The following is a 25,441-nucleotide window of genomic DNA, read 5'->3' as shown; positions in this document are numbered from 1 at the left end:
ACCCTTCAGAATATCAGTTTGACCACAACCCACACTGACACGAGCCCAAGCGCAAGCCCCCAAACGCTCCACAACATGTGACATGCGCGAAAAACCTCTGACGCCCCGATCTCGCGCGGGGCATCGCCATTGACCCAGGCCAGATCCCGTAGCTGCCCGTCATAGCTGCGCGGACCAGCGAGGGCGACGTTCAGCGCGCGGGCCATGGCGGCCTCGGGCCAGCCTGCGTTGGGCGAGATATGGCGACGTGCATCCGCCACAATCACGCGCCAGCGCGACCGCTGTCCAGAGAGTGCCACGATCATCACACAGGTCAGACGGGCAGGGATCAGGTTCAGCAGATCATCGAACCGGGCCGAGGCCCAGCCGAAGTCGCGGTATTTTTCATTGCGATACCCGATCATGCTGTCGGCGGTATTTACCGCCTTATAGGCCAGCAGCCCCGGCAACCCCGCGACCAGAAACCAGAAAGCAGGCGCGATGACACCGTCGCTAAGGTTTTCTGCGGCGCTTTCGATGGCTGAGCGTGCCACCTGCGCCTCGGTCATGTCCCGTGTATCGCGCGAGACGATCCTGGCCACCTGTGTCCGTCCCTCTGCCAGCGAGGCCATCAGCCCTTTGCCCACGGCGCGAACATGCGCGACCAACGATTTTTGCGCCAGCAGGATCGCGCAGACCAGGATTTCGACAACTGGCCCCAGCAGGGACAAAGCCCATCCAAGCCCCCATGCGCCGCAAACCAGTAGGACAAGCACACCCACCCCTTTTGCCCGATTTGCGGCCCCGTGATTCAGACGTTTATCCAGCCAGCCAATCAGGTTTCCGATCACTACCGCCGGATGCTTGATACGCGACCAGAGCCAGTCGGGTTCTCCCAGCGCTGCGTCCAGACACATGGCACAGACCAGCATCAGGCCAAGGCTCACAACGCAGCCTCCAGCCGGTCCCACCCGTTCGCAGGAGGCAAACCGAGGCGCAGATAGGTTTCGGAGTAGGGGAAGATGCGGCTCCAGATATGGTTCTGTGCCAGCTGTTCCTGCCAGCGGGAGGCATCATCGACCTTGTACAATCGGAACAGGCTTGTGCCGCCAGCGACCTTGGCTCCTCTGGCCGTCAACAGCAAATCCAGCCGAGCGGCCTCGTCTGCCAGTCGCTTACGCGTGGCGTTCGCCCAATCCGTATCTGCAAGGGCCTGTGTGCCAACCCGCAAGGCGGGGCCTGAGACCGACCATGGCCCAGTCAGATCGTTCAGCCGGTTGATCAAGTCCGGTCGTCCGATGGCGAATCCCAGTCTCATCCCGGCCAGCCCCCAGAACTTGCCAAAACTTTTCAGCACGATCACGCCGGGGCGGTCTGCCAGATGGATCAAGGACTTGTCCGGCATGACGTCGCCAAAGCTTTCATCAATAATGGCAAGTGGCGCTGAGACGTCGCTTTCCTGCCAGATATACCCGTCGGGATTGTTCGGATGGACGATCACGCGGGCGTCACCCGGCCCTTTTGTTTGAACATTCCACCCCTGTGCCGAAAAGGCGGCGGCGTGTTCGTTATAGGTGGGCGGCGTGATCTGTACCGTACCCGCCGCAGTTAGCGCGGGAAGGCGCGCGATGACCGACGACGCTCCGGGCGCGGGCAGGATCGCTGCACGCTGCGGCACGTTCCAGAACCCGCGCGCGGCACCGCTGAGCCGTTCAAACGCCCCGTGATCCGGCAATTCAGCCCAATCCCCCGCAGTCAGGCCGGACACGGGATAGGCATGAGGATTGATGCCGGTGGACAGATCGATCCAGTCGGTGCGTTGTCCACCATATTGTGCAATCGCCCTGTCCAGCCCACCTCCGTGGTCGCGAACCGTGCGTGGATCCAAGTCTTGATCCGGTGTGTTCATCTGCTCTCTCTGCGAGAAAATACCGCTTTTAGCCTGCTTCAAGCGGATTTTCGCCTCTAATACAAGCAAATCCGCCCGATCACGGGGCTGTGGGGCGGCTGTTAACACTTTGTTAAGGAAATAACGAGATCACGGACCACGGGGGTCGGCACCACTCACCATATCAAGTGCCGAGGTTGTTGCAAATGAAAGTTCTGATTGTTGAGAGTAATCCCGACCTAGGTCGGGTCTGGAAAAGGCATCTGGAACGGCAAGGCGCCGAGGTCACGCTGGTCGAGACGCAGGAGGCCGCCATTCTGGCGCTGTACGGCACGGATTTCGAAATCATTGTGCTGGATCTGGTTCTGGAAACCGGAAGTGCTCTGGCCGTGGCCGATTTTGCCAGCTATCGCCGCCCCCAGGCGCGGGTGATCTTTGTCACCAACACCACCTTCTTTTCGGATGGATCGATATTTGCCCACAGTCCGAATGCCTGTGCTTATGTGCAAAGCGAAACGCCGCCAGAGGATCTGGCGGCGATGGTCGAGCATTACGCAGCGGGGCGCTGATCGCGGCGGTGCGGTTCTGCGTAATCCAGCACCGGGTTCACCGGAATGATCCGGTATGGATTGATGCTGTCATGGCTGTAGTGATAGTGGCGCACGATATGGGTCATGTTCACGGTGGGGGCCACGCCGGGCCATTGGTACAGTTCACGCGTATAGGCCCATAGATTCGTGTAATCGATCAGACGCCGTTTGTTGCATTTGAAGTGCAGGTGATAGACCGGGTCAAAGCGGATCAGCGTCGTAAACAGCCGCCAGTCAGCCTCGGTGATCCGATCCCCCATCAGGTAACGGTTCCGGGCCAGACGGTCTTCCAGCCAGTCCAGCGTGTCGAACAAAGGACCCACTGCGGCGTCGTAGGCCGCTTGCGAGGTGGCAAAGCCGGACTTGTACACGCCGTTGTTGACGTCTGAGTAGATGCGCCCGTTGACCTCTTCGATTTCATCGCGCATCGCTTCGGGCCAGTAATCATCGGTATTGCCGGTGATCCCGTTGAAGGCCGAATTGAACATGCGGATGATTTCCGAGCTTTCGTTCGAGACAATGGTTTCCTGCTGCTTGTCCCAAAGGATCGGCACGGTCACGCGGCCCGAATAGGCTGGATCGGCTTTGGTATAGATCTGGTGAGCATAGTTCAGCCCATAGAGATCGTCGCCCGTCGCGCCATGGCCGTCTGTTTCAAAGGTCCAGCCTTTGTCCAGCATGTCCGGATGTACGACCGAGACTGAAATCAGATCGTTCAGCCCTTTCAACTCGCGAAAAATCAGGGTGCGATGCGCCCAGGGGCAAGCGTAGCTGACATAAAGGTGATAGCGCCCGGGTTCCGCCTTGAACTCGCCTTTGCCTGATGGCCCCGCCTCGCCGTCAGCTGTCAACCAATTGCGAAACTGCGCGGCGCTGCGCTTGAATGCACCGCCCGTGGATTTGGTATCATACCAGGTGTCGTGCCATTTTCCTTCGACCAACAGGCCCATATCTTTTCCTCCGCATGCGCGTTTCGCCAAAGATAGGGCCGGACCCGGCGTCTTCCTATGCGAGTGCCCGCGCAAATGCCCTGCATTCGCGCACAGTCGAGGCCGGGGTTTCTGTGCAGGAAACCTCCGCCAGATCGGATGTCTGTGACGTGGTTCACTGGATTTTTACAACTTTTCCCGCACAATGGTAGTCAGTCACGGGGGGAACGGATTAATGAGTACCTATGTTTCAAAGGAAATACGCGCCGAGTTGGACGCGGCACGAATCGCCACATTGAAAAAAGCCAGTCGTTTACGGGTGGAAATGGGCGACAATACTTACAAAATACTCAAATTGTGGAAAGACGGTTTTACGGTTGAGGCGGAAACCACGCCGCGCCTGCGCGGACTTGTCGATATCTATGACGGGGCCAACCACCTCTATCAATGCCTCATCGTCGCGGATGAGGATGAGGGCGGTGAGATGCGGTATGAATTCAAACGCAACACGGCGGCCCATGACAGCGCGCCGCTTGACTTTTATCGCGCGCCCGACGCGCCGATCGCCCTGCTTGGGCTTGACGACTAAGGGCGAATTTCAACGGGCGTTCCAGTTGCGTCCAGGATTTGGTCGATACCAGAGGCCAGCGGTGCCAGCATAAGGGCAGGCACGCGCGGGCCAAAGCAGCGTCAGCCAAATCAACCGGCACCTGTGAACAACAGGGCAGAGCTTGAAATTCCCGGCCGACGCATACTTATTGCAGATCCCCGAAGGCCTGTTTCAGCCGCACGCAAGCTTCCTCAACCCGCGCTCTTTGTGTGGCGAGGTTGAACCGTTCGAACGTCTCGCCTCCAGTGCCGAAACCCGGACCTGACGATGTCGCGATCCGCGCGTCCTCGCGCAGACGACGGACAAATTCGGCGTGATCCATGCCGGTGCCCGAGAAATCGACCCAGGCCAGATAGGTCGCCTGCAAGGGCATCGACCAAAGCCCCGGAATTTCGGCGATGGTCTGATCGAACAGGCGCCGGTTTTCCTCCAGATGCGCGATCTGGGCATCCACCCATTCGGCCCCTTCGGGGCTGTAGGCGGCGGTGATCATCGCCACACCCAGCGCGCTGGGATCGTAATCCAATGTCTGCAGCCGTTGCTTCATGGCCGCGCGCAGTTTGGGATCGGGAATGATCATATTGCCGGTCCGCTGCCCGGCGATGTTGAAGGTCTTCGACGCTGCCGTCAGCGTCACTGTCCAAGGCCGCGCATCTGGAGCGGCCACATCCATCGGCACAAATTTGGCGTCGGGATAGACCAAATCGTGGTGAATCTCGTCCGATACCAGGATCAAACCGTTCCGTTCGGCAAACGCGGCTACGGCTTGCAATTCCTCGGGTGTCCAGACGCGACCTGACGGGTTTTGCGGCGAACACCACAGCAGCATCTTCTCGGACCCGTCCAGCCGGGACTGGGCGTCCTCCAGATCAAGGCCATAGCTATCCCTGTCCCGCACCAATGGGCATTCTACGACACGGCGGCCCGATTTGTTCACCTTGTGCGCGAACTCATGGTAGACGGGGGTGAAGATCACGATGCCATCACCGGGATCGGTCCATACATCCAGCGACAGGGCGATTGCATTGCCCAGACCCTGGGTTGTCAGAATCCAATCTGAGTCGATTTCCCAATCATGCCGGGTTTTCATCCACCACTGAACCGACGCCAGGTAATCCGGGTGCATCCATGAATAGCCAAACACGCCGTGATCTGCGGCTTTGCGCACCGCGTCGATCACGCAGGGTGCTGTTTGGTAATCGGAATCGGCCGTCCACATGGCCAGACCGTCCTCGGGCGAGATGCCATACAACATCTCCATCTTGTCCCATTTTGAACTGTTGGTGCCCCGGCGGTCGATCAGGTCGTTGAAAGTCATGTCTGCTCCATTTTGTCGATCGAAAGCTAACCGCAAATCGGGCAGGTGCAAGGGGGGCGTTGCGGCGCGGGGCGGGATGGCCTAAATCAGCCACATGAGACGCAATATCCTGATCCATCCCGACCCCCGCCTGAAAAAGGTCTGTGCGCCTGTGTCCGACCTGACGGATGAGCTGCGCACGCTGGCTGACGACATGCTGGAAACCATGTATGACGCGCCCGGGATTGGCCTCGCCGCACCTCAGATCGGTGTTCTGGAGCGGTTGATCGTGCTGGACTGCGTCAAGGAAGAAGGCGAAACACCGCGCCCGCTGATCATGTTCAACCCCGAGGTCATCGCGTCTTCCGAGGAAACCAATGTGTACGAGGAAGGATGCCTGTCGATCCCGGATCAATATGCCGAAGTGACCCGCCCCAAGGTGGTCGATGTCACCTGGATGGACGAGAAGGGAAACCTGCAACAGGAGACTTTCGACGGGCTTTGGGCCACTTGCGTGCAGCATGAAATCGACCATTTGAACGGCAAGCTGTTCATCGACTATCTCAAACCTTTGAAACGGCAAATGATTACCCGCAAGATGCAAAAGCTCAAACGTGAACGGACGCGCGTATGACCGTTCGTACCTGTCTGCCTTGGCCCGACAAACGCTTGCGCACCAAGGCGGATCAGGTGACTGAAATCACCGATGAAATTCGCCGGATTTGGCAGGACATGATCGACACGATGGAGGCCATGCCCGGTGTCGGTCTGGCCGCGCCGCAGATCGGAGTGATGTTGCGTCTGGCCGTGGTCGATGGGTCGGCCGAGCGGGGCAAGGCCGTGCGTCTGGCGAACCCGGAAATCCTGCACAGCTCGATCGAACTGCGTGAACATGAAGAGGCCAGTCCGAACCTGCCGGGCGTGTCGGCCACGGTAAAACGTCCGCGTGCAGTGACTGTCAAATTCCTGAACGAGCAGGGCATGGTGGACCGTCGCGATTTTGTCGGCATCGAGGCCACCAGTGTCCAGCACCAGATCGACCATCTGAATGGCCGGATGTATTTTGACCGGCTCAGCAAGGTCAAACGCGACATGCTGCTGCGAAAAGCCAAAAAACAGGTATAAAGATGCGCGTTGTTTTCATGGGAACCCCGGATTTCTCGGTGCCGGTTCTGGATGCGCTGGTCGAGGCCGGGCATGAGATCGCCGCCGTCTATTGCCAGCCCCCGCGCCCAGCGGGGCGGGGCAAGAAGGATCGCCCAACGCCGGTTCACGCACGTGCTCAGGCGCTGGGTCTGGACGTGCGTCACCCAACCTCGCTGAAACCGGCTGAGGAACAGGACAGTTTTGCCGCACTGAATGCGGATGTGGCGGTCGTTGTGGCTTATGGGCTGATCCTGCCCCAGCCCGTCCTCGATGCGCCGACTCATGGCTGCCTGAACATTCATGCCAGCCTGTTGCCGCGCTGGCGCGGGGCGGCCCCGATCCATCGGGCGATCATGGCAGGCGATGCGCAAACCGGCATCTGTATCATGCAAATGGAGGCGGGCCTTGATACCGGCCCCGTTCTGCTGCGGCAGGCCACCGATATCGGGCCCGAGGAAACCACCGCGGAACTGCATGACCGGCTCTCGGCGATGGGCGCGGCTCTGATCGTTGAGGCGTTGGCAAAGCTGCCCGGCCTGACTCCTGATCCGCAGCCCGAGATTGGTGTCACCTATGCCGCCAAGATCGACAAGTCCGAGGCTCGCGTGGACTGGTCGCGCCCCGCCGTTGAGGTCGATCGGCAGATCCGCGGGCTGTCGCCCTTTCCCGGGGCCTGGACCGAGGTCGAAGGCAATCGGGTAAAGCTCCTCGCCTCGCGTCTGGCCGAAGGACAGGGCGCACCGGGGGAGGTTCTGAATGACAATCTGTATGTGGCCTGCCGGCAGGGTGCCGTAGAGCTGCTGCGCTTGCAAAGGGCAGGCAAAGGCGCGCAGGATAGGGAAACCTTCCTGCGGGGCTGGCCAATCCCGATTGGCACCCGGATGTCTTCGGAGTAAAGCCATATGTTCATGGTGATGATGGGCACTGTCGTGATTGCCGGGATCGTCGGGTATCTGTCCGAACAGACCGGTTTCACCCATAACGGATATTTACAATCCATCATCATCTGCGTGGGCGGGGCGTTCCTGTTCTATTTCGTCCGCATCATGTTTGGCATCAGCTTTGGCCTTCCGGGGCTTAATGCGGTGATTTCGTCCATTGGGGCCCTGATCATCGTGCCGACCCATTGGAGGAAGTGACATGCCAATCGTCGCCCTGATCATCATCGGCGCAGCGGCAGGGTTCCTCGCCACCCGCTTGATGCGGATCGAGGCCGACATCCCGACGACCATGCTGATCGGTATTGTCGGGGCCTTGATCGGAGGGTTCGTTCTGCGGTTTCTTGTAACCGTTATGGGGTGGCTGTCTGGTTTTGTCGGGGCGGTTCTGGGTGCATTGCTGGTGATCTGGATCTGGCAGACCTACCTGCGCCGTTAACCCCTTGACCCGGCGCTATTCCTCCATCCAGATCACATTCAGGTAAAAAGGGGAGTGATGATGCCGTACGAACTGAAGCCGGGAGATGTCGCTTTGATGGGCATTCCTCTGGATCTGCATTCCTCGTTCCTGCAAGGGCCGGCATTCGCCCCCGGACGCATCCGCGAGGCGCTGCATTCCGGCGCGGCCAACCTGACGGCCGAGGATGGCACTGATCTGGGTGCAAGCGCCCAATTCCGGGATACTGGCGATCTGGGTGTTTTTGAGATGCGCGGGCAGGAACCGATTGACCGGATCGAGGCCGAAGCGGCGAAGCGGATCGCAACCGGCGCACGCCTGTTGTCACTGGGCGGTGACCATTCCGTGGCCTATCCGCTGATCAAGGCCCATGCAGACCGGTACGAAGGGCTGAATATCCTGCATATCGACAGCCACCCTGATCTGTACGAAACGCAGGATATCGGACCGCTCGGCCATGGCTGCCCCTTTGCCCGCGTGATGGAGAACTGCCCGGTCAAGCGTCTGGTGCAGGTCGGCATCCGCACCATGAACGCGCATCAGCGTGAACAGGCCGACAGGTTCGGCGTCGAGGTGATCGACATGCGCAGCTGGAGCCCCGATTTGCAGATTGCCTTCGATGGCCCCGTCTACCTGTCACTGGATCTGGATGCGCTGGACCCGGCCTTTGCCCCCGGCGTCTCGCACCATGAGCCAGGCGGGCTGAGCACGCGCGAGGTTATCGACCTGATCCATCGGTTCAAAGGTCAGCTGGTCGGTGCAGATATTGTCGAGCTTAACCCGCATCGCGACCCCTATGGCATGACGGCGATGGTGGCCGCGAAGTTCGTCAAGGAAATCGGCGCGCGCTTGTTGAACGGCTAACTTACCTTTCGTCGCACTCCGTCGCAGACCCAAGTGCCGGAGCACCTCTGGTGGTCAAACCGAACCGGTTCGCTTCGGTGGTGTTCATCCAGTGCATACTGTCGGCCGGGGCGGCATAGAGGGTGTACCAGTAGAATGCCTCATCCACGCCGATGTCTTTGAAATAGTCCAGGTATCGGTCATGTTCGGGGTCGTCCTCGGGCAAGTCGGCCGCCACCAGACCTGACCCGGCCCAGCTGTGGACACCGACACAGGCCCCCGGTTGCAGGACGCGGCGGTTTCCGGCCAGAAACAGATCGGTGCCCCCGCTGGCAACCAGACCGTTCGAGGGCACGACGGTATCGAACCCGGCCCTGTGCACTTCGCGGCTGAAAATAACGTTGGCGTCATCATCCAACGATCCTTCAATGTATTGCAGCACCAGCGTTCGGGCTTCGGGGTTTTGGGCGATCACTTCCTCAAAGGCAGACAGGGTTGTCTCGTCAATCGTGCCCGAGGCGATGATCTGGTCGCCCTGAGCAACAAAACTGACAGGAGTGTAATACGCGCCACATGAGGCGAGCAGGGCCAGGCAAGATGTGATGGATGTAAGTCTAAAGGACACATTGGCCTCCGGGCTGCGCTTTCAGCAGGGGTATCAGCATGCCGCTTTGGCGTCCACAGATAGGCTCAGTTGCGCGGCGGGCGGCTTTTGTAGACCGGCATCTGCCAGCCAAACATCAAAGATCCGGCTCGCAACGCCCAGCACACCAGCGCGCAGAGAGCCAGAGAAAACGCAGGCTCTGTCCCCAATCTGGCAGCCAGCACTGCCGTCAGGGCACCTGTAAAGGCACAGGACACATAAAGTTCGCCCTGTTTCAGCACCAGCGGCACTTCGTTGCAGACCACGTCGCGCATCAGCCCGCCCAGGCATCCGGTGGTCACACCCATCAAAACGACAATGACCCCGGACTGATCCAGCGACAGCGCCGCGCCGGTTCCGGCCGCAACGGCAACCGACAGCGCAAAACTGTCCAGCCAGACCAGCCAGTTATAACGGCTTTCAACCAGATGTGCTGTAAAGAACACCAAGACCGACGCCGCGACTGCGATCAGGATGTAATTCGGCTGCCCGACCCAAAAGATCGGGTGACGATCCAGCAAAAGGTCTCGTACAGTGCCGCCACCGACGGCGGTCAGGCAGGCCATGAAAGCAAAGCCCACCAGATCCAGCTGGGCACGGCTGGCCACCAGTGCCCCTGTCAACGCGAAGATCAGAACTGAGGCATAGTCCAGCAGCGTCAGTGCGGTCACGCCTGTGCCTTTTTCGGTTTGAACGGCGCCATGCCGGCACGAGCCAGTTCATCGGCTTTTTCATTCTCGGGGTGGCCCGCGTGGCCCTTGACCCATTCCCAGGTCACATCATGCCGTTCCTGCGCCTCATCCAGACGCTGCCACAGATCGACATTCTTAACCGGCTTCTTGTTCGAGGTTTTCCAACCGTTGCGCTTCCAACCGAAAATCCAGCCGGTGACACCGTTCTTCACATAGGCGCTGTCGGTGACGATGGTGATCTTCGACGGCCGCTCCAGCGTTTCCAGCGCGCTGATGGCGGCCAGCAACTCCATCCGGTTGTTGGTGGTCTCGGCCTCGCCTCCGTTGAGCTCACGTTCTTTCAGAACCCTGTCCCCTTCCATCGCGCGCAGCAGCACGCCCCAGCCGCCGGGGCCAGGATTGCCCGAACAGGCGCCGTCTGTATATGCAAACAATTCAGGCATGGGCAAACACCAGAACATATCCATCATACGATCCGGCCAGACCCTTTCCGATGCCGTGGACTGCGCAATCAATCGTGAACCCGGCCTTCTTCAAGGCGTCCTCTATTTCGGACTCCGTGTAATAGGTGTAATAGCGATCCAGGTCATCCCGGTGTTCACCAGTGCCCAGCTTCATCCCCAGAAACAGCTGTCCACCGGGTTTCAGGGCCTTGTGGATCGATTGCAGATGGCGCGGGAAATCTGCGCGGGGTGCGTGCAGCAGGGAAAAGCTGGCGTATATCCCGTCATATTCGGCTGTCTCGGTGACGTCATCGAACGTACCCAGATGTGCATCCACACCGTTTACGCGTGCATGTTCGACAAAGGCTGGCGTGGCATCCAGTGCCCGAACTTTCAGCCCCTTACGCATAAGGAAACTGCTGTCCGACCCCGGCCCGGACCCCAGATCCAGTACATAGCCTCCTGCACCGACCGCATCGGCGAAAGCCTGACGAGCCTCAAGCTGCTCGGGCGGCAGGGGGATCTTCAGATATTCGGCCACCTTGTTTGTATAGGCTTTGATCGTACGTTCATCGGTCACAGGTACACTCCGACTGCAAGGCTGGCCAATACGACTGCGGTCAGCAGGATGCGCAACTGCATCCACCAGATCGGTGTAAGGCGCCAGTAGGAAAACAGGGCATCCAGCAACAACAAGCCAACGAACCCATATATCAGATTGGTGCCCGCATTGACCGGCCCGCCCCCTGTCATAGCAAATGCCCAAAGCGCGGGCAGAACCGACAACAGATAACACAGTGCCGCCTTGCTGCCTGACGTCTTGGTGGCAAAGCCCCAGAGAACACCGGACATGAAGCTCAGGATGACCGATCCATAGAACAGTTGCACATAGGGCCCTACGAAACGTGGGCCAAAGGTTTGCGCGCCCCAGGCATTCAGGTCGCCGTTCAGATAGGTCAGCGTGCCCCAGACAAACGGGACAAGTCCCGCCAGTCCCAGATAGAGCGGTGCTTTCGGCACTCCTTTCACGCCGGTTGCCTTAACACGCGGGGGACTTTGAACTCGACGTTTTCAATGGCGGTCTCGACCGGCTCGACGGTGACATCATAATGCACGCTGAACGCTTCTATCACCTCGTTCACCAGAACCTCCGGGGCCGACGCGCCTGCAGTGACAGCCACGGTCGAGATACCCTCAAGCGCGCGCCAGTCAATCTCGGTGGCGCGCTGGACCAGCTGTGCGTACTGACACCCCTCCCGCGAGGCGACCTCGACCAGGCGGCGCGAGTTCGATGAATTCGGTGCCCCCACAACCAGCAAGGCATCCGCCTTGGGGGCCACGGACTTCACCGCTTCCTGCCGGTTCGTGGTGGCATAGCAGATGTCTTCCTTGTGCGGTCCGACAATGGCCGGGAACCGGGCCTGAAGGGCCGCGATGATGTCCTTGGTGTCATCGACCGACAGGGTGGTTTGGGTGACAAAGGCCAGCTTCTGCGGGTCGCGCACCTGCACCGTGGCAACGTCGTCCACGGTCTCGACCAGCAGCACATCGCCCTCGGGCAACTGCCCCATGGTGCCCACGGTTTCCGGATGGCCCTTGTGGCCGATCATAATCATCTGCAACCCCGCATCCGCGTGGCGTTGCGCCTCGACATGCACCTTGGAAACCAGAGGACAGGTGGCGTCCACATATATCATCTCGCGCTGGGCAGCCTCGGCGGGAACGGATTTCGGCACTCCGTGGGCGGAAAAGATCACGGGGCGGTCATCGGGGCATTCCTGCAACTCTTCGACGAAAACGGCCCCTTTGGCGCGAAGGCCATCGACCACGAATTTGTTGTGCACGATCTCGTGGCGCACATAGACCGGTGGGCCCCATTTCTGCAAAGCCATCTCAACGATCTTGATGGCGCGGTCCACACCGGCGCAGAACCCGCGTGGGGCGGCAAGGTAAAGTGTCAGTGGCGGCTTTTTCATCAGGCTGTCTCCTTATGGCACAGGTAAGTCTTTTCCCGGCCTTGGTCCAGACAGGACATCGTCATTCCTCTGACACGAATCGTTGCTAATCAGGTGATGTTTAAGCACCTGTACCTTGTTAAAGAAGCGCGGCCAGGACCGACGTCCTGACCGCGCGATTTTTCCCCATCATGACAGGCCAGTCGCCTTGTTAGCTGTTGCTGGCAACAGCGACGCTGCGATGCTCCGTTGGCATTTCACGCGGCGGGCGACCGATGACATCGCGCAGGTCTTCCAGCTCGATGAAATTGTCTGCCTGGCGGCGCAGTTCGTCCGAGATCATCGGTGGCTGGCTGCGGATGGTCGAAACCACCGATACGCGCACACCCTGCCGTTGCAGGCTGGCGATCAACGGGCGGAAATCCCCATCACCCGAGAACAGCACAATATGATCGACGCGCGGCGCCAGTTCCATGGCATCGACGGTAAGCTCGATATCCATGTTTCCTTTGACTTTCCGACGCCCCATGCTGTCGGTGTATTCCTTGGCCGGTTTCGTGACCATGGTGAAGCCATTGTAATGCAGCCAGTCAACCAATGGACGGATCGGCGAATACTCGTCGTTTTCCAGCAGCGCCGTGTAGTAGAAGGCACGAAGAAGCTTGCCTCGGCGCATGAATTCCTGTCGCAGAAGTTTGTAGTCAATGTCGAAACCGAGTGCTTTTGCCGCGGCATAAAGATTCGAGCCGTCGATGAACAGCGCTAGCCGTTCGTCTTTATAAAACATAAATGGTCCCTTCCGGTATAATCCAGTGCGTGCCGCGTTACGTGAGTGAGTGAGTGATAAAATGACGCGCTCTGGTAAGCCTATAATTAGAACTTCTGTCGGTTATCGCAAGTATGCAATGGGTCGAATGTAGGGTATCACATGAGCAAATCCATGCCAAATGCCGTTGTTGCGCTGGGCGCAAATCTCGATTTGAGAGGAAATAGTCCCGCTGTAACACTTCAGAACGCGCTTGACGCGTTATCGCGTCACAATGTGGTGATTCGCTCTGTCAGTCGTTTTTTTGCGACACCGTGCTTTCCCGTCGGGGCCGGCCCGGACTACGTGAATGCCGCGGCGCTGATTGCGACCGAGAAACCTCCGTCGCAGGTGTTGCAGGCGCTGCACGAGGTCGAACAGGAATTCGGGCGCGAACGGGTGCAGCGCTGGGGGATGCGGACGCTGGATCTGGATCTGGTCTGTTTCGAAGATCAGGTCCTGCCGGATCGCGCCGAGTTCGATCGCTGGCTGACCCTGCCGGCCGAAGCGCAAAGGCAGGAGGCGCCGAATCAGTTGGTTCTGCCGCACCCGCGCCTTCAGGATCGCGCCTTTGTCCTGGTGCCAATGGCCGATATCGTGCCCGAATGGCGTCATCCGGTTCTGGATCTCACGGTCTCCGAGATGATCCAGGCCCTTCCCGCGGCTGAGGTTGAGGCGGTCACGGCGCTGTGATCCGTGCAAATGCAGCATTTCCTGCTTGTCAAGGCGCGGATTCGCGCTTAGATAAACCCCTTCCTGACATGGATTCAGAAACGGAGAGCGCCCAATGGCCCGCGTGACGGTTGAAGATTGCGTAGACAAGGTTCCAAACCGGTTCGAGCTGGTGATGCTCGCCGCCCATCGGGCGCGCGAGATTTCCGCCGGTGCAGCGATTACCGTTGACCGCGACAACGACAAGAACCCTGTCGTGTCTCTGCGTGAGATCGCCGACGAAACCCAAAGCGCAGACGAACTGCGCGAGCGGCTGATCGAGGCCAACCAGACCCAGATCGAGGTTGATGAGCCCGAAGAGGATCAGATGGCGCTGCTGATGGGTGCCGAAACGGACAAACCCGCCATGGACGACATGTCCGAAGAGAAGCTCCTGCGCGCTCTGATGGAGGCTCAAGGGCAGGGGTAAGCCCTGAAGACGAAGGTGCGGACCGGATGATTTCTGCTGACGACCTGATTGCGCTGGTCCGCAACTACAATCCCAAGACGAATGCTGACCGCATTGCGCTGGCCTACGAATTTGGCCAACAGATGCATGAAGGGCAATTCCGTCATTCCGGTGAACCCTATTTCACCCATCCCGTTGCCGTTGCCGCCATCCTGACCGAACAGCGTCTGGATGATGCGACCATCATCACGGCGCTGCTTCACGACACGATCGAAGACACCAAGGCCAACTATGGCAAGGTGGCTGAACTTTTTGGGGATGAGGTCGCCAAGCTGGTGGATGGCGTCACCAAACTGACCAACCTGCAACTGTCCAGCCGCGAGACCAAGCAGGCCGAGAACTTCCGCAAGCTGTTCATGGCCATGTCCAAGGACCTGCGGGTCATTCTGGTCAAGCTCGCCGACCGTTTGCACAACATGCGCACGATCAAGGCGATGCGCCCGGAAAAGCAGATCGTCAAAGCCCGTGAGACGATGGATATCTACGCACCGCTTGCGGGCCGGATGGGCATGCAGTGGATGCGCGAGGAACTTGAAGATCTGGCTTTCCGTGTCCTCAACCCCGAAGGCCGCCAGTCGATCATCCGTCGCTTCATCACCCTGCAACGCGAAACCGGCGACGTGATTCATCGCATCACCGGCGACATGCGACACGAGCTGGAAAAAGCGGGTATCGAGGCAGAGGTTTTTGGTCGCGCCAAGAAACCCTATTCGATCTGGCGCAAGATGCAGGAAAAGGATCAGGGCTTCTCTCGCTTGTCTGACATCTACGGTTTCCGCATCATCACCCAGACGGAAGAAGACTGCTATAGGACTCTGGGTGCCATCCATCAGCGCTGGCGGGCGGTGCCGGGCAGGTTCAAGGATTACATAAGCCAGCCGAAATCCAACGGTTACCGCTCCATCCACACCACGGTTTCTGGCCGGGACGGTAAACGGGTCGAGGTCCAGATCCGTACCCGGCAGATGCATGACGTGGCCGAAACCGGGGTCGCGGCGCATTGGTCCTATCGCGACGGTGTGCGCACCGAGAACCCATTCGCCGTCGATCCGGCCAAATGGATTTCCAACCTGACCGAGCAGTTCGACAACGAGGAAGATCACGAAGACTTCCTCGAAGCCGTCAAGCTCGAGATGTACTCGGACCAGGTGTTCTGTTTCACCCCCAAGGGCGACGTGGTTAAACTGCCTCGTGGCGCAACACCCATCGATTTCGCCTATGCCATTCATACCCGTATCGGTCACGCCTGTGTCGGGGCCAAGGTTGACGGTATCCGCGTTCCGCTCTGGACGCGGCTCAAAAATGGCCAGTCCGTGGACATCATCACCGCCGATGGTCAGACGCCACAGGTCACGTGGCTGGAGATTGCAGTCACCGGCAAGGCCCGTACCGCTATTCGCCGCGCCCTGCGCGAGGTGGATCGGGAACGATTCATCAAGCTGGGCAAGGAACTGGCGCGTTCCGGGTTCGAGCACGTGGGCCGCAAGGCGACCGACAAAGCGCTCGATACCGCCGCAAAACACCTGCGCCTGAAAGATCGGCACGAGCTGCTGGCCCGTCTTGGCAGCGCCGAACTGACCGCGCATGAGGTGGTCCAGGCCGTCTATCCCGAACTTGCCAAGGACGACGGCGACGCCATTCCGCTGCGCCGTGCCGTGATCGGCCTGGAGCCAGGGCAGAAGTTCGACCGGGCCCCCTGCTGTCAGCCGCTGCCGGGGGAACGTATCGTTGGCATCACCTATCGGGGCAAGGGCGTGGTTGTGCATGCCATCGATTGCGACCGGCTCAGCGAGTTCGAAGGCGAACCTGACCGGTGGGTCGATCTGCACTGGCACTCGGGCACCCACCCGGCCGTCTATGGCGCGACGTTGGATCTGACCATTGGAAACGACGCCGGAGTTCTGGGGCGTATTTGCACATTGATCGGCGAGAAAAAGGCCAATATCTCGAACCTCGAGTTTGTTGATCGCAAACCGGATTTTTATCGCCTTCTGATCAATGTCGAGCTGCGCGACCTTGAACAGCTTCACTCACTCATGCTGATGCTAGAGGCGGAAAGCGATGTTGCTGCGGTCGAACGGTATCGGGATCAGGTCAAAACTTCGGTTGCGGCTGGCTGAGAAGGGGTGATCACGGGTGGTATTCAAGCGCCGAGACCGACGCTCTCCAGTCCAGATCGCATCGGATTTCGTCTATCCGCGTGGCGGATGGACCCGCGCCTTCCATTACGTGAAACACCGTGTCCGGCGTCTGCCGGATACCCCTGACCGGATCGCGCGCGGCATAGGCGCGGGTGTTTTCGCGGCCTTTACTCCGTTTTACGGGTTGCATTTTCTTGTCGCCGCCATTGGCGCAAGGCTGATCAAAGGCAATCTTCTGGCCGCGCTCAGCGGCACGTTCTTTGGCAACCCGCTCACGTATGTACCGATTGGGGTGATCTGTCTTCAGACCGGTCATTTCCTGCTGGGCACCGAATACGAAGAAGGCGACACAAGGGGGCTGATGGGCAAATTCGCCAGTGCCATAGGGGATCTCAAGAACAATTTCTTGGCGTTGTTTACGGATCGCGTGGCCGACTGGCACGGGCTGTCGCAGTTCTACGACGACGTCTTCTACCCCTACATGATCGGTGGGATCATTCCGGGCGTCGTTGCGGGTGTGATCTGCTATTACCTCAGCCTGCCTTTGATCCTGACGTACCAGCAGCGCCGTCGGGCCAAGATCAAGGCGAAGTTTGATGAAATCAAGCGTTTGGCCGAAGATTCGGCTGACGTTTCTTCGGCAGAGCCTCTAGGCTCGGGCCAAAACATGCAAAAGGAATCGAGGGATGTCTGAGAACCATCTGCGTTTGGGTGTGAACATCGATCACGTGGCCACGGTGCGCAATGCGCGGGGCGGGGATTATCCGGATCCGCTGCGCGCCGCCAAACTGGCGGAAGAGGCAGGCGCCGACGGCATCACTGCACATTTGCGCGAAGATCGACGCCATATCTCGGACGCCGATATCGACGGGCTGATGGAGGTTCTGTCGGTGCCGCTGAACTTTGAGATGGCCGCGACGCCCGAGATGCAGAAAATCGCCTTGCGCCATAAGCCGCACGCGGTCTGCATCGTTCCCGAAAAGCGCGAGGAGCGCACCACCGAGGGCGGTCTTGAAGTCGCGCGCGAGGAAAACAGGCTGGCGCATTTCATCGCGCCTTTGCGTGATGTCGGCTGTCGGGTGTCGATCTTCATCGCCGCCGATCAACGCCAGATCGAGGCCGCGCACCGTATCGGCGCCGAGGTAATCGAACTGCACACCGGCGCCTGTTGCGACGCCTATGCCGAAGGCCGTATCGAGGATGCCGAACGCGAGCTTGAAGCGCTGCGCCAGATGTCCTCTTTCGCCCATTCGCTGGGGCTTGAGGTTCATGCGGGCCATGGCCTGACCTATGACACTGTAAAGCCGGTTGCCGCTTTCCCCGAGGTAAAGGAACTGAATATCGGTCATTTCCTGATTGGCGAAGCGATCTTTCTGGGTCTGACCCCGGCCATTCAGGAAATGCGCCGCCTTATGGATGAGGCGCGGGCGTGATCACCCCCGGCTTTGTCGCCATCTGGCTAGCCTGGCTGATGGCTGGCGGCTCTCCGGGCCCCGCCACGATGGGCATTGCCGGAACAGCCATGAACGAAGGCCGCACCGCTGGGCTGGCCTTTGCACTGGGCATTTGCGTTGGATCTGCCGCGTGGGGCATTGCCGCCGCGCTTGGCCTGTCTGCGATCATGCTGGCCAATGTCTGGGTGTTCGAGGTGATCCGCTATATCGGCGTAGCTTATCTGGGCTGGCTGGCGCTGAAGGCCCTGCGCCGTGCGATGACCTCGGACGAGGTCGCTTTGGGCAAACCGGTCACGGGTACTTTGCCGACCATCTTTGCCAAGGGCGCGGCAATTCACCTGACCAACCCCAAGGCGATCCTCAGCTGGGGCTCGATCTACGCCATCGTCGCGCCCAATGATGCCAGCCTGTCGACGCTGCTGGGTTATTTCGCCATGCTTTATGCCGGATCGCTTTTGATCTTCATCGGCTATGCGTTTCTGTTTTCATCCGAGCGCATGGTCCGAACCTACCGCCGCGCCCGCCGCTGGTTCGATTTCGCCTTCGCCGGGTTCTTTGGTGTGGCGAGTTACAAGATCCTGACGGTGAGATTGTCATGATCCTCGGCATCGGCACAGACCTGGCAAATATTGATCGCATCCAGGGCACGCTCGACCGGTTCGGCGACCGGTTCCGCAATCGCGTCTTTACTGACACCGAACAGCGCAAGGCCGAACGCCGCGCCGACACCGCGGGTACGTATGCCAAACGCTGGGCCGCGAAAGAGGCCTGTTCCAAGGCGCTGGGTACCGGTTTGCGCATGGGCATCGCGTGGAAAGACATGGCCGTCACCAATCTGCGCACCGGCCAGCCCGTGATGCATGTGACAGGCTGGGCCGCCGAACGGCTGCGCGAAATGACGCCTGAAGGGCACGAGGCGATCATCCACGTCACGCTGACCGATGACCATCCCTGGGCCCAGGCTTTCGTGGTGATCGAGGCGCGGCCGCTTCAAGATCTCACCACGCAGCCTTGACTCACCCCCATCGCCCCCGCATGTAGCAGCGAAGCCAAGCAAAGAACTGGAGAGAGCAGTATGGCCGAGGAAGCCAAGACCGGAAATCCCGTCTGGGAGACGATCAAAACCATCGTCTATGCGCTGCTGATTGCCGGCGTGTTCCGTACCCTCTTCTTTCAGCCGTTCTGGATCCCCTCGGGCTCGATGAAGCAGACGCTGTTGATCGGCGATTTCCTCTTCGTCAACAAGATGGCTTATGGCTATTCCTATGCATCCTGCCCCAGCCTGATCATCCCCAGCGTCGGCCTGAATGTGGACGCCGAAGACATCTGTGGCTGGATGAAGGGCGACGACGACAGCCGTATCTGGGGCGGTGATCCGGAACGTGGCGATGTCATCGTCTTTCGCCATCCGGTCACCGGGCGTGATTATATCAAACGCCTGATCGGGTTGCCGGGCGACCGGATCCAGGTCCGCGATGGCCAGATCATCCTCAATGGCACTCCGGTTCCACAGCAGCCCGATGGCGTGTTCACCGAAGTTGCAGAACCGCAAGGCCCGCAGCGTCTGCGCCCGCGCTGTGAAAACGGCCCTGTCGGTATTGGCGGCACCTGCGAAAAGTCGCGTCTGATCGAAACCCTGCCCAATGGCGTTTCTTATGATGTGCTGAACATCGGCAACCAGGCATCGGACAATACCGGCATCTATACCGTGCCCAAGGGCAACTATTTCTTCATGGGTGACAACCGTGACAATTCCAGCGACAGCCGTCTGCCGCAATCTGCCGGTGGTGTGGGATACGTGCCTTATGAAAACCTGATCGGTCGCGCCGACCGGATCATGTTCTCGTCTGCCGGCCGTTCGATGCTGTTCTTCTGGACATGGCGGTCGGACCGCTTCTTCAAGGCGGTCAATTGAAGCTTTCGTCTGAGATAAAGGCGTTCCAGCGGCGATTGGGGTATGAGTTCAAAAACCCCGAACTGCTGGTGCGTGCGCTGACCCATGGCTCGGTGTCTTCGTCCACCCGACCAGACAATCAGCGGCTGGAGTTTCTGGGCGACCGCGTCCTGGGCCTTGTCATGGCCACCGCGTTGCTTGAAGCTGACAAAAAAGCCTCCGAAGGCCAGTTGGCCCCCCGGTTCAACGCATTGGTCCGCAAGGAGGCCTGCGCAGATGTAGCCCGCCAGATCGATCTGGGCGCGGTCCTGAAACTGGGCCGGTCCGAGATGCTGACTGGTGGCCGCCGCAAGCAAGCGCTGCTGGGTGACGCGATGGAGGCCGTGATCGCCGCCATCTACCGGGATGCGGGGTTCGAGGCCGCCCGCGATGTCATCCTGGCGCTTTGGGGGGACCGCATCCACGAGGTCGAGGCAGATGCGCGTGACGCCAAGACCTCGTTGCAGGAATGGGCGCAGGCGCGTGGACAAAAGCCGCCCACATACGTCGAAGTCAAACGCAGTGGTCCAGACCACGCCCCGATATTCACCATTGCGGCCCGCCTTCAGGACGGCACCGAGGCACAGGCCACCGCAGGATCCAAACGTCAGGCCGAACAGGCTGCGGCGAAGGCTTTGCTGGAACGGTTGAGTCCGGCCAGCTCGTCCTAGGGGCATGAAGCTCAGACCAGCCCGGAAATCGGACGCCGCCAGCCTGGCCGCGTTGTCGATTGAAGTCTGGATCGGCACATACCTGCGCCATGGCGTAAGTTCTTTCTTCGCCGAGTTTGCATTGTCCGAGTTCACAACCGCACGGTTCGAAACGCTGCTAGAGGAAGGGAGTGATCTTCTGGTGGTGTCTGAAAACCGCGATGGAATCGATGGCTACATTCGGTTGGCAGAGGGCCGTGATCCACCCATTGACGGGCTTTCCGATCTTGAGATCGTGACCTTTTACGTGCAGCCGCGCCACCACGGAAAGGGCATCGGGTCAGCTTTGTTGCAGGTGGCCATTGACCATTGCCGGAACAAAGGCCGCACCGAAATCTGGCTGACGACCAATTCCGAGAACGCTCCGGCCATCGATTTCTACTTGTCCAAAGGCTTCCGTCAGGTCGGCGTCACGGATTTCCGTATCGCAGACCAAGCCTATCCGAACCACGTTCTGGCGTTGAACATGTCACCACCGGGCTAGGGTCAGATTACCCGGATGAACCCGGCCAGTCCGGTTTTCTGGTGTTCTATCACGTGGCAATGAAACGCCCAGTCGCCGGGATTGTCCGCGACCAGCGCGACGTCGACGGTCTCGTCTTTCAACAAAAGCATGGTATCGGACAGCAACGGTGGCAGTTTGCGCAGGTTCGACGTCAGCGGAACGAAGGCCAGCCCGTGCAGGTGGATCGGGTGCAGGTTGGGCGATTCATTGCGCAGTCGCAGAACATAGCTCTTGCCCCGTTGAAGCACGGCCAGTGGCCCGGTTCCCTGCGCCGCATCGCCTGGCCAGGGTGTGCGGTTGATCGACCAGAAACTATAGCCCATCGACCCGCAGAACCCGTCATTCGGGGCGCCGCCTTCCGGGGTCCAACCGAACACGAATTCATGCAACTCGGCCTGACCCAGATCAGGGCGCGCGACTGGGTTTGCCCGCAATGGGCGCAGCTCTTGCAGGTCTCTTGCAATGGTTTTGCCCATAGCCCGCAACCGGACCATAGTGCGGTGTTTCTGCCCGGGAAACTTGGCCACCAGCAGGGCTGACTGCCCCTCGTCGTCCGGCATCCGAACCGCCAGATCCACCCGTTGACCCGGGGCAAGCAATAGCGGCTTGGCTGCTGTGGGCAGTGTCACGTCAATCTCAACCGGATGTCCGTCCCATGCGATGATCCGGACCTCGGCCCCTTCGGGATGCAACGTGTAGATACGGGTCGTATCCGTGTTGACCACCCGCACACGCACCAGACTGCCCGCCGCGTGGTCATACACTGCCTCGCTCTGCCAGTTGGCGGTCTGCACGTTGCCAAACGTGCCCGCCCGCGCAGCGCCGCGGGCAGTATAAGCAGGCAGAAACGCGCCATCTTCGTCCAGCCTGAAATCCCGCAGATTGACGACCTGCTCGCTGTCGAATCCCGGGTCTTCCGGTTCGGCAACCACCATCACACCGGTCAGCCCTCGGGCCATCTGGTCCATCGTCATGCAATGAGGGTGATACCAATACGTGCCCGCATCCGGCGGTGTGAATTCATAGGTAAAGCTCTCGTTTTCGCTGATGGGCATCTGGGTCAGGTAGGGTACCCCGTCCATCTCGTTGCGGATGCGCAGCCCGTGCCAATGCATCGCAGTATAATCGGGCAGGGTACTGCGCACCGTCAGACGCAGTGTTTCGCCCTGACGCCCGTAAAGAACCGGTGGTGGCGCATCTGGTGACAGACTGACCATCCCTGTGGTCAGCTGATCGCGCAACCGATAGCTGGCAGGTTGCAACACCAGCTCCTGCGCAGCATCGCTGGCCGTCAGAGGCAACGCTCCCAATCCCAAAACACTTGCAGCGGCGCTGCTTCCAAGAAGAAACTCGCGACGTTTCATGAAAACCTCACTGAACGGATTTGATGCCGGGCTGGGAATGGCTGGGCGTCTGCGTTCATCTGACATCGAAATCGCATGGCCGCAATGCGACAAATCCCTCTGGCCCGTCGAAGCTTTCTGCTATAGGGGTGCGCACTTGCAAACAGGATCGCCAGACTCATGACCACACGCGCCGGATTTATCGCCCTGATTGGAGAGCCCAATGCGGGCAAGTCAACCCTGCTGAATCGCATGGTCGGAGCCAAGGTTTCGATCGTGACGCATAAGGTTCAGACCACCCGCGCGCGTATCCGCGGAGTGGCGATGGAAGGCGACGCGCAACTGGTCTTCGTCGACACGCCCGGCCTGTTCAAACCCCGCCGCCGCCTGGATCGCGCCATGGTAGCTGCTGCATGGGGCGGGGCCGCAGATGCGGACGTCGTTGTCCTGATGGTTGAAGCGCATCGTGGTATCACCGAAGGGGTTGAGCGCATTCTCGAAGGTCTGGAAGAGATCGGGCAGGGCCGCACAATCGCGTTGGCGATCAACAAGATCGACAAGGTGCCGTCCGAAAAGCTGCTGGCGCTGACCAGTGACCTGAACGCACGCTACCCGTTTGCCGAAACCTTCATGATCTCGGCTGAAAAGGGCCACGGCGTCGAGGACCTGCGTAAGTGGCTGGCCTCTGAACTGCCTGAAGGCCCCTGGCTCTATCCCGAAGATCAGATCGCCGATCTGCCCCTGCGCATGATCGCCGCGGAAATGACGCGCGAGAAGCTTACTCTTCGCCTGCATCAAGAATTGCCCTATCAGCTGACTGTCGAGACCGAGAACTGGGAAGAACGCAAAGACGGCTCTGCCAAGATCGATCAGGTCATCTATGTCATGCGTGACGGCCACAAAGGCATCGTGTTGGGCAAAAAGGGCGAGACCATCAAGGCCGTCAGCCAGGCTGCGCGGGCAGAACTGGAAGAATTCCTCGACCGCAAAATTCACCTGTTCCTGCAGGTGAAGGTCCGGCCCAACTGGCTGGAAGAATCCGAGCGTTACTCGGAAATGGGTCTGGATTTCAAAGACGGAAACGCATGACCCGTCTGACGGCCGAGTTCTGGGTCCACGCCTATCTGGCGCGGCTGCGATTTCAGGATATCCCGGCCTATGTGGTGGCCCATGGCGATGACACGGCAGGCGCAGTTCTGGTCAAGCTGAACACGCTGGATGGACAGGCCGTTGCGTTCCAACGCAGCTTTGATCTGATGAGTGGTGAACGAAAATGGGTCGAACTCTCGTCTGGCCCGGAGGGCGACGTGGACCAGGCCATTCAGCGTCAACGTGGCTTTGACCCGGACCTTTGGGTGATTGAGGTCGAAGACCGGCAGGGGCGGCACCTGCTGGGCGAAGAGGGGCTGGAGTGACCACGATTCAGAAGGGTCTTTGACGCCGAGATCAAAGCGACTATTTTATTGCTGCAATTGGCCTGTAAGGCCTGACGTGTCCTACGGACCGAGCGCAACCAAGAGGTGCTTTCGTGACTGAAACGCTTGCGGAGAAACTGGAGAAATCGGAACTCGGCCACTGGATGCAGCGGTTCGAGGGCTTCATGGTCTTTGTCGGCGTTGTCGGGCCTTTTGCCACTCTTCCACAACTGATCAAGCTCTACTTTACCCATTCCGAACACGCGACCGGTCAGTCGCTTCTGTCCTGGTCTCTCTATGCCGGGCTGTCCTTCCTGTGGTTTGCCTATGGTATGGTGGTGGGCAAGGTGCCCATCTATGTGGGCAACGGACTCTCGATGGTGCTGAACTTATTAATGGTCATCGGCATCCTAATTCACGCAGGTGTAACGTTCTGAACCTCCCGCCGCCTTAGGTTTTTCTCACTATCAAGTTCGCAAGTGGTTTTCAGCGCCATCAACCTGCGTCGCCAAAATAGACAAAGCTCATCTTGTTCCCGTCAGGGTCGCGTGCATAAGCGCCAAAAAAGTTCGGACCATATTGGGGGCGGTCACCCGGATCACCTTCGTTTGCTCCGCCATTTGCAAGCGCGGTTGCGTGCGCATCGCGAACTTCCGCTTCGTTTTGGCACAGCAGACCAACCATGTTCCCGTTTCCGATCGTCGCGACTTCTTTGTCGAACGGTGTCGCGACCCATATGCATCCGCCGCCCCGCAGCTCATAGCACACAGCGTGCGGCATATACTCGGCGATGACCTTTCCGCCGATCTGGGGAACAACCGCGTCATAGTATTTCCGCGCTTTGGCAACGTCGTTAGAACCGATCATGACATAGTTAAGAGACATTTTTTGGAATCCCACTTTAAGAACATAAGCGGAACATTAATACCTGAACTGGATTCAAGCAATGCGTTTTTCGGAATAGTTTTGGCGACCCCCGACCTACCCGGACAGGGCAACTGACGGGGTTTCCATCGGTCTGTGGGTCAGCTGACGCGTTCTACCGGGGCCTTTGGAATGAAAGGCTGATATTCTTCCCCACGGTCTTCGCTCGCCTTTGGATCACGCGCCATCTCCGCCGTTCCACCCGTCTTCGTATTCGCCCAACATTCTGGACAGGTGCAGCAGAGACGCAAAAAAGCGGGCGTAGACATCCCGCGACAACATCGGCTTGTTGTCATCCAGCACCTGCACAAGTTCGACGACGGCCGAAGCAAACGTCTCATAGACCTGCATGTCTGCGGCTGTCGGATCCGGCGTCCAGATTTCGTGTTTGTCGTAATACACGGCAGGTTGCGGTTCGTCATCTATCATGGCGCGGCCCCTTCTGTTTGAAGCGCAGGTGGGGGTTGCGAGAACGTGCACAAGACGGGTGGCACGAAGTCACAAAACTATGGCGCCTTCGGAAAAAGGACTCTCGCCGAAAGCGGGAAAAGAAGTTCCGCTCTTGCGCGCCGACGTCGCTTGGGATTTTCTGCGATCCAACCCAACCAACAGCAGGGCCGA

General features: G+C 59.4%; 35 protein-coding genes. 21 read left to right on the top strand and 14 right to left on the bottom strand.

Going from position 1 to position 25,441, the window contains the following annotated elements; genetic code table 11:
- Positions 1-5: 5 nt before the first annotated feature.
- Positions 6-926, bottom strand: coding sequence for an adenosylcobinamide-phosphate synthase CbiB (gene cbiB / locus AC2FLP_RS16120; RefSeq protein WP_299900464.1), 921 nt, complete (start codon positions 924-926; stop codon positions 6-8).
- Positions 923-1,888, bottom strand: coding sequence for a threonine-phosphate decarboxylase (locus AC2FLP_RS16115; protein WP_496684971.1), 966 nt, complete (start codon positions 1,886-1,888; stop codon positions 923-925). The genes cbiB and AC2FLP_RS16115 overlap by 4 nt, the downstream gene beginning before the upstream one ends.
- A gap of 185 nt (positions 1,889-2,073) precedes the next feature.
- Between AC2FLP_RS16115 and AC2FLP_RS16110 the strand changes: the two genes are divergently transcribed.
- On the top strand, positions 2,074-2,436 hold the full coding sequence (locus AC2FLP_RS16110; RefSeq protein WP_117869888.1) for a response regulator transcription factor: 363 nt from the start codon (positions 2,074-2,076) through the stop codon (positions 2,434-2,436).
- Here AC2FLP_RS16110 and AC2FLP_RS16105 read toward each other — a convergent pair.
- On the bottom strand, positions 2,418-3,407 hold the full coding sequence (locus tag AC2FLP_RS16105) for a glutathione S-transferase family protein (RefSeq protein ID WP_299900473.1): 990 nt from the start codon (positions 3,405-3,407) through the stop codon (positions 2,418-2,420). The two genes, AC2FLP_RS16110 and AC2FLP_RS16105, sit on opposite strands and share 19 nt — an antisense overlap.
- A gap of 214 nt (positions 3,408-3,621) precedes the next feature.
- Between AC2FLP_RS16105 and AC2FLP_RS16100 the strand changes: the two genes are divergently transcribed.
- Complete coding sequence (locus tag AC2FLP_RS16100; protein ID WP_496684974.1) at positions 3,622-3,975, top strand: hypothetical protein; 354 nt, start codon at positions 3,622-3,624, stop codon at positions 3,973-3,975.
- A gap of 166 nt (positions 3,976-4,141) precedes the next feature.
- On the opposite strand, the gene AC2FLP_RS16095 is transcribed toward AC2FLP_RS16100, so the two are convergent.
- A complete protein-coding gene (locus tag AC2FLP_RS16095; RefSeq protein ID WP_117869885.1) occupies positions 4,142-5,314 on the bottom strand; it encodes a MalY/PatB family protein in 1,173 nt (390 codons plus the stop codon).
- Positions 5,315-5,408: 94 nt separating this feature from the next.
- On the opposite strand from AC2FLP_RS16095, the gene def (AC2FLP_RS16090) reads away from it, so the two are divergent.
- The 6 genes from def (AC2FLP_RS16090) to speB are packed head-to-tail and all read left to right on the top strand — an operon-like array spanning position 5,409 to position 8,698.
- A complete protein-coding gene (gene def, locus AC2FLP_RS16090) occupies positions 5,409-5,927 on the top strand; it encodes a peptide deformylase (protein WP_117869884.1) in 519 nt (172 codons plus the stop codon).
- Positions 5,924-6,418 carry a peptide deformylase gene (gene def / locus AC2FLP_RS16085; protein WP_299900483.1) on the top strand — a complete coding sequence of 165 codons (495 nt, stop codon included), beginning with the start codon at positions 5,924-5,926 and terminating at the stop codon, positions 6,416-6,418. Before def (AC2FLP_RS16090) ends, def (AC2FLP_RS16085) begins: the two co-directional genes overlap by 4 nt.
- Positions 6,419-6,420: 2 nt before the next feature.
- Positions 6,421-7,335, top strand: coding sequence for a methionyl-tRNA formyltransferase (gene fmt, locus AC2FLP_RS16080; RefSeq protein ID WP_496684976.1), 915 nt, complete (start codon positions 6,421-6,423; stop codon positions 7,333-7,335).
- Positions 7,336-7,341: 6 nt separating this feature from the next.
- Positions 7,342-7,578: a hypothetical protein gene (locus tag AC2FLP_RS16075; protein WP_299900489.1), complete on the top strand. Its 237-nt coding sequence runs from the start codon at positions 7,342-7,344 to the stop codon at positions 7,576-7,578.
- Between the two features lies 1 nt (position 7,579).
- Complete coding sequence (locus AC2FLP_RS16070) at positions 7,580-7,816, top strand: GlsB/YeaQ/YmgE family stress response membrane protein (protein WP_117869880.1); 237 nt, start codon at positions 7,580-7,582, stop codon at positions 7,814-7,816.
- A gap of 60 nt (positions 7,817-7,876) precedes the next feature.
- A complete protein-coding gene (gene speB / locus AC2FLP_RS16065) occupies positions 7,877-8,698 on the top strand; it encodes an agmatinase (protein WP_117872849.1) in 822 nt (273 codons plus the stop codon).
- 1 nt (position 8,699) lies between these two features.
- On the opposite strand, the gene AC2FLP_RS16060 is transcribed toward speB, so the two are convergent.
- The 7 genes from AC2FLP_RS16060 to AC2FLP_RS16030 form a co-directional block, all read right to left on the bottom strand.
- Positions 8,700-9,302 (bottom strand): COG3904 family protein, encoded by a 603-nt coding sequence (locus AC2FLP_RS16060; protein WP_496684978.1) that lies wholly within the window; start codon positions 9,300-9,302, stop codon positions 8,700-8,702.
- Positions 9,303-9,367: 65 nt separating this feature from the next.
- The gene (locus AC2FLP_RS16055) at positions 9,368-9,991 is read right to left on the bottom strand and encodes a trimeric intracellular cation channel family protein (protein WP_117869879.1); all 624 of its coding nucleotides are present in this window, start codon (positions 9,989-9,991) and stop codon (positions 9,368-9,370) included.
- Positions 9,988-10,455, bottom strand: a complete 468-nt coding sequence (gene rnhA / locus AC2FLP_RS16050; protein ID WP_299900494.1) for a ribonuclease HI — start codon at positions 10,453-10,455, stop codon at positions 9,988-9,990. Before rnhA ends, AC2FLP_RS16055 begins: the two co-directional genes overlap by 4 nt.
- Positions 10,448-11,035 carry a class I SAM-dependent methyltransferase gene (locus AC2FLP_RS16045; protein WP_299900497.1) on the bottom strand — a complete coding sequence of 196 codons (588 nt, stop codon included), beginning with the start codon at positions 11,033-11,035 and terminating at the stop codon, positions 10,448-10,450. The genes rnhA and AC2FLP_RS16045 overlap by 8 nt, the downstream gene beginning before the upstream one ends.
- Positions 11,032-11,484, bottom strand: coding sequence for a DUF3429 domain-containing protein (locus tag AC2FLP_RS16040; protein ID WP_299900500.1), 453 nt, complete (start codon positions 11,482-11,484; stop codon positions 11,032-11,034). Before AC2FLP_RS16040 ends, AC2FLP_RS16045 begins: the two co-directional genes overlap by 4 nt.
- Positions 11,481-12,431, bottom strand: a complete 951-nt coding sequence (ispH, locus tag AC2FLP_RS16035) for a 4-hydroxy-3-methylbut-2-enyl diphosphate reductase (protein WP_496684981.1) — start codon at positions 12,429-12,431, stop codon at positions 11,481-11,483. Before ispH ends, AC2FLP_RS16040 begins: the two co-directional genes overlap by 4 nt.
- 190 nt (positions 12,432-12,621) lie before the next feature.
- A complete protein-coding gene (locus tag AC2FLP_RS16030) occupies positions 12,622-13,197 on the bottom strand; it encodes a LabA-like NYN domain-containing protein (protein ID WP_117869875.1) in 576 nt (191 codons plus the stop codon).
- 141 nt (positions 13,198-13,338) lie between these two features.
- On the opposite strand from AC2FLP_RS16030, the gene folK reads away from it, so the two are divergent.
- From folK to AC2FLP_RS15980, 10 genes are all read left to right on the top strand, one after another.
- Entirely contained in the window at positions 13,339-13,908 is a 570-nt protein-coding gene (gene folK / locus AC2FLP_RS16025) for a 2-amino-4-hydroxy-6-hydroxymethyldihydropteridine diphosphokinase (protein ID WP_299900507.1), read from the top strand.
- Positions 13,909-14,002: 94 nt separating this feature from the next.
- Positions 14,003-14,356, top strand: coding sequence for a DNA-directed RNA polymerase subunit omega (gene rpoZ, locus AC2FLP_RS16020; protein WP_117869873.1), 354 nt, complete (start codon positions 14,003-14,005; stop codon positions 14,354-14,356).
- A gap of 26 nt (positions 14,357-14,382) precedes the next feature.
- Positions 14,383-16,515, top strand: coding sequence for a RelA/SpoT family protein (locus tag AC2FLP_RS16015; protein ID WP_117869872.1), 2,133 nt, complete (start codon positions 14,383-14,385; stop codon positions 16,513-16,515).
- A 16-nt stretch (positions 16,516-16,531) separates the two neighbouring features.
- Entirely contained in the window at positions 16,532-17,230 is a 699-nt protein-coding gene (locus tag AC2FLP_RS16010; RefSeq protein WP_299900513.1) for a DUF2062 domain-containing protein, read from the top strand.
- Positions 17,223-17,969, top strand: a complete 747-nt coding sequence (locus AC2FLP_RS16005; protein ID WP_496684984.1) for a pyridoxine 5'-phosphate synthase — start codon at positions 17,223-17,225, stop codon at positions 17,967-17,969. Before AC2FLP_RS16010 ends, AC2FLP_RS16005 begins: the two co-directional genes overlap by 8 nt.
- On the top strand, positions 17,966-18,589 hold the full coding sequence (locus AC2FLP_RS16000; protein WP_496684986.1) for a LysE family translocator: 624 nt from the start codon (positions 17,966-17,968) through the stop codon (positions 18,587-18,589). Before AC2FLP_RS16005 ends, AC2FLP_RS16000 begins: the two co-directional genes overlap by 4 nt.
- Entirely contained in the window at positions 18,586-19,005 is a 420-nt protein-coding gene (gene acpS / locus AC2FLP_RS15995; RefSeq protein ID WP_117869868.1) for a holo-ACP synthase, read from the top strand. Before AC2FLP_RS16000 ends, acpS begins: the two co-directional genes overlap by 4 nt.
- Before the next feature lie 60 nt (positions 19,006-19,065).
- Complete coding sequence (gene lepB, locus AC2FLP_RS15990) at positions 19,066-19,905, top strand: signal peptidase I (RefSeq protein ID WP_299900522.1); 840 nt, start codon at positions 19,066-19,068, stop codon at positions 19,903-19,905.
- Positions 19,902-20,594 (top strand): ribonuclease III, encoded by a 693-nt coding sequence (rnc, locus tag AC2FLP_RS15985; protein ID WP_299900525.1) that lies wholly within the window; start codon positions 19,902-19,904, stop codon positions 20,592-20,594. The genes lepB and rnc overlap by 4 nt, the downstream gene beginning before the upstream one ends.
- 4 nt (positions 20,595-20,598) lie before the next feature.
- Entirely contained in the window at positions 20,599-21,117 is a 519-nt protein-coding gene (locus AC2FLP_RS15980; RefSeq protein WP_496684989.1) for a GNAT family N-acetyltransferase, read from the top strand.
- 2 nt (positions 21,118-21,119) lie between these two features.
- On the opposite strand, the gene AC2FLP_RS15975 is transcribed toward AC2FLP_RS15980, so the two are convergent.
- The gene (locus AC2FLP_RS15975; protein WP_496684991.1) at positions 21,120-22,502 is read right to left on the bottom strand and encodes a multicopper oxidase family protein; all 1,383 of its coding nucleotides are present in this window, start codon (positions 22,500-22,502) and stop codon (positions 21,120-21,122) included.
- A 159-nt stretch (positions 22,503-22,661) separates the two neighbouring features.
- Here AC2FLP_RS15975 and era point away from each other — a divergent pair, with 159 nt between their 5' ends.
- From era to AC2FLP_RS15960, 3 genes are all read left to right on the top strand, one after another.
- On the top strand, positions 22,662-23,570 hold the full coding sequence (era, locus tag AC2FLP_RS15970; protein WP_117869864.1) for a GTPase Era: 909 nt from the start codon (positions 22,662-22,664) through the stop codon (positions 23,568-23,570).
- Positions 23,567-23,896 carry a DUF1491 family protein gene (locus AC2FLP_RS15965; RefSeq protein ID WP_496684993.1) on the top strand — a complete coding sequence of 110 codons (330 nt, stop codon included), beginning with the start codon at positions 23,567-23,569 and terminating at the stop codon, positions 23,894-23,896. Before era ends, AC2FLP_RS15965 begins: the two co-directional genes overlap by 4 nt.
- A gap of 113 nt (positions 23,897-24,009) precedes the next feature.
- Positions 24,010-24,333: a SemiSWEET transporter gene (locus tag AC2FLP_RS15960; protein ID WP_496684994.1), complete on the top strand. Its 324-nt coding sequence runs from the start codon at positions 24,010-24,012 to the stop codon at positions 24,331-24,333.
- Positions 24,334-24,391: 58 nt separating this feature from the next.
- Here AC2FLP_RS15960 and AC2FLP_RS15955 read toward each other — a convergent pair whose 3' ends face one another.
- Complete coding sequence (locus AC2FLP_RS15955) at positions 24,392-24,781, bottom strand: VOC family protein (RefSeq protein ID WP_496675887.1); 390 nt, start codon at positions 24,779-24,781, stop codon at positions 24,392-24,394.
- Between the two features lie 216 nt (positions 24,782-24,997).
- On the bottom strand, positions 24,998-25,249 hold the full coding sequence (locus AC2FLP_RS15950; RefSeq protein WP_299900540.1) for a hypothetical protein: 252 nt from the start codon (positions 25,247-25,249) through the stop codon (positions 24,998-25,000).
- Positions 25,250-25,441: the final 192 nt, after the last annotated feature.

It is taken from the genome of Ruegeria sp. CDSA141, from assembly GCF_059612005.1.
Note: the sequence above shows the minus strand (reverse complement) of the source record. Positions and strands in the feature narration are given on the sequence as shown.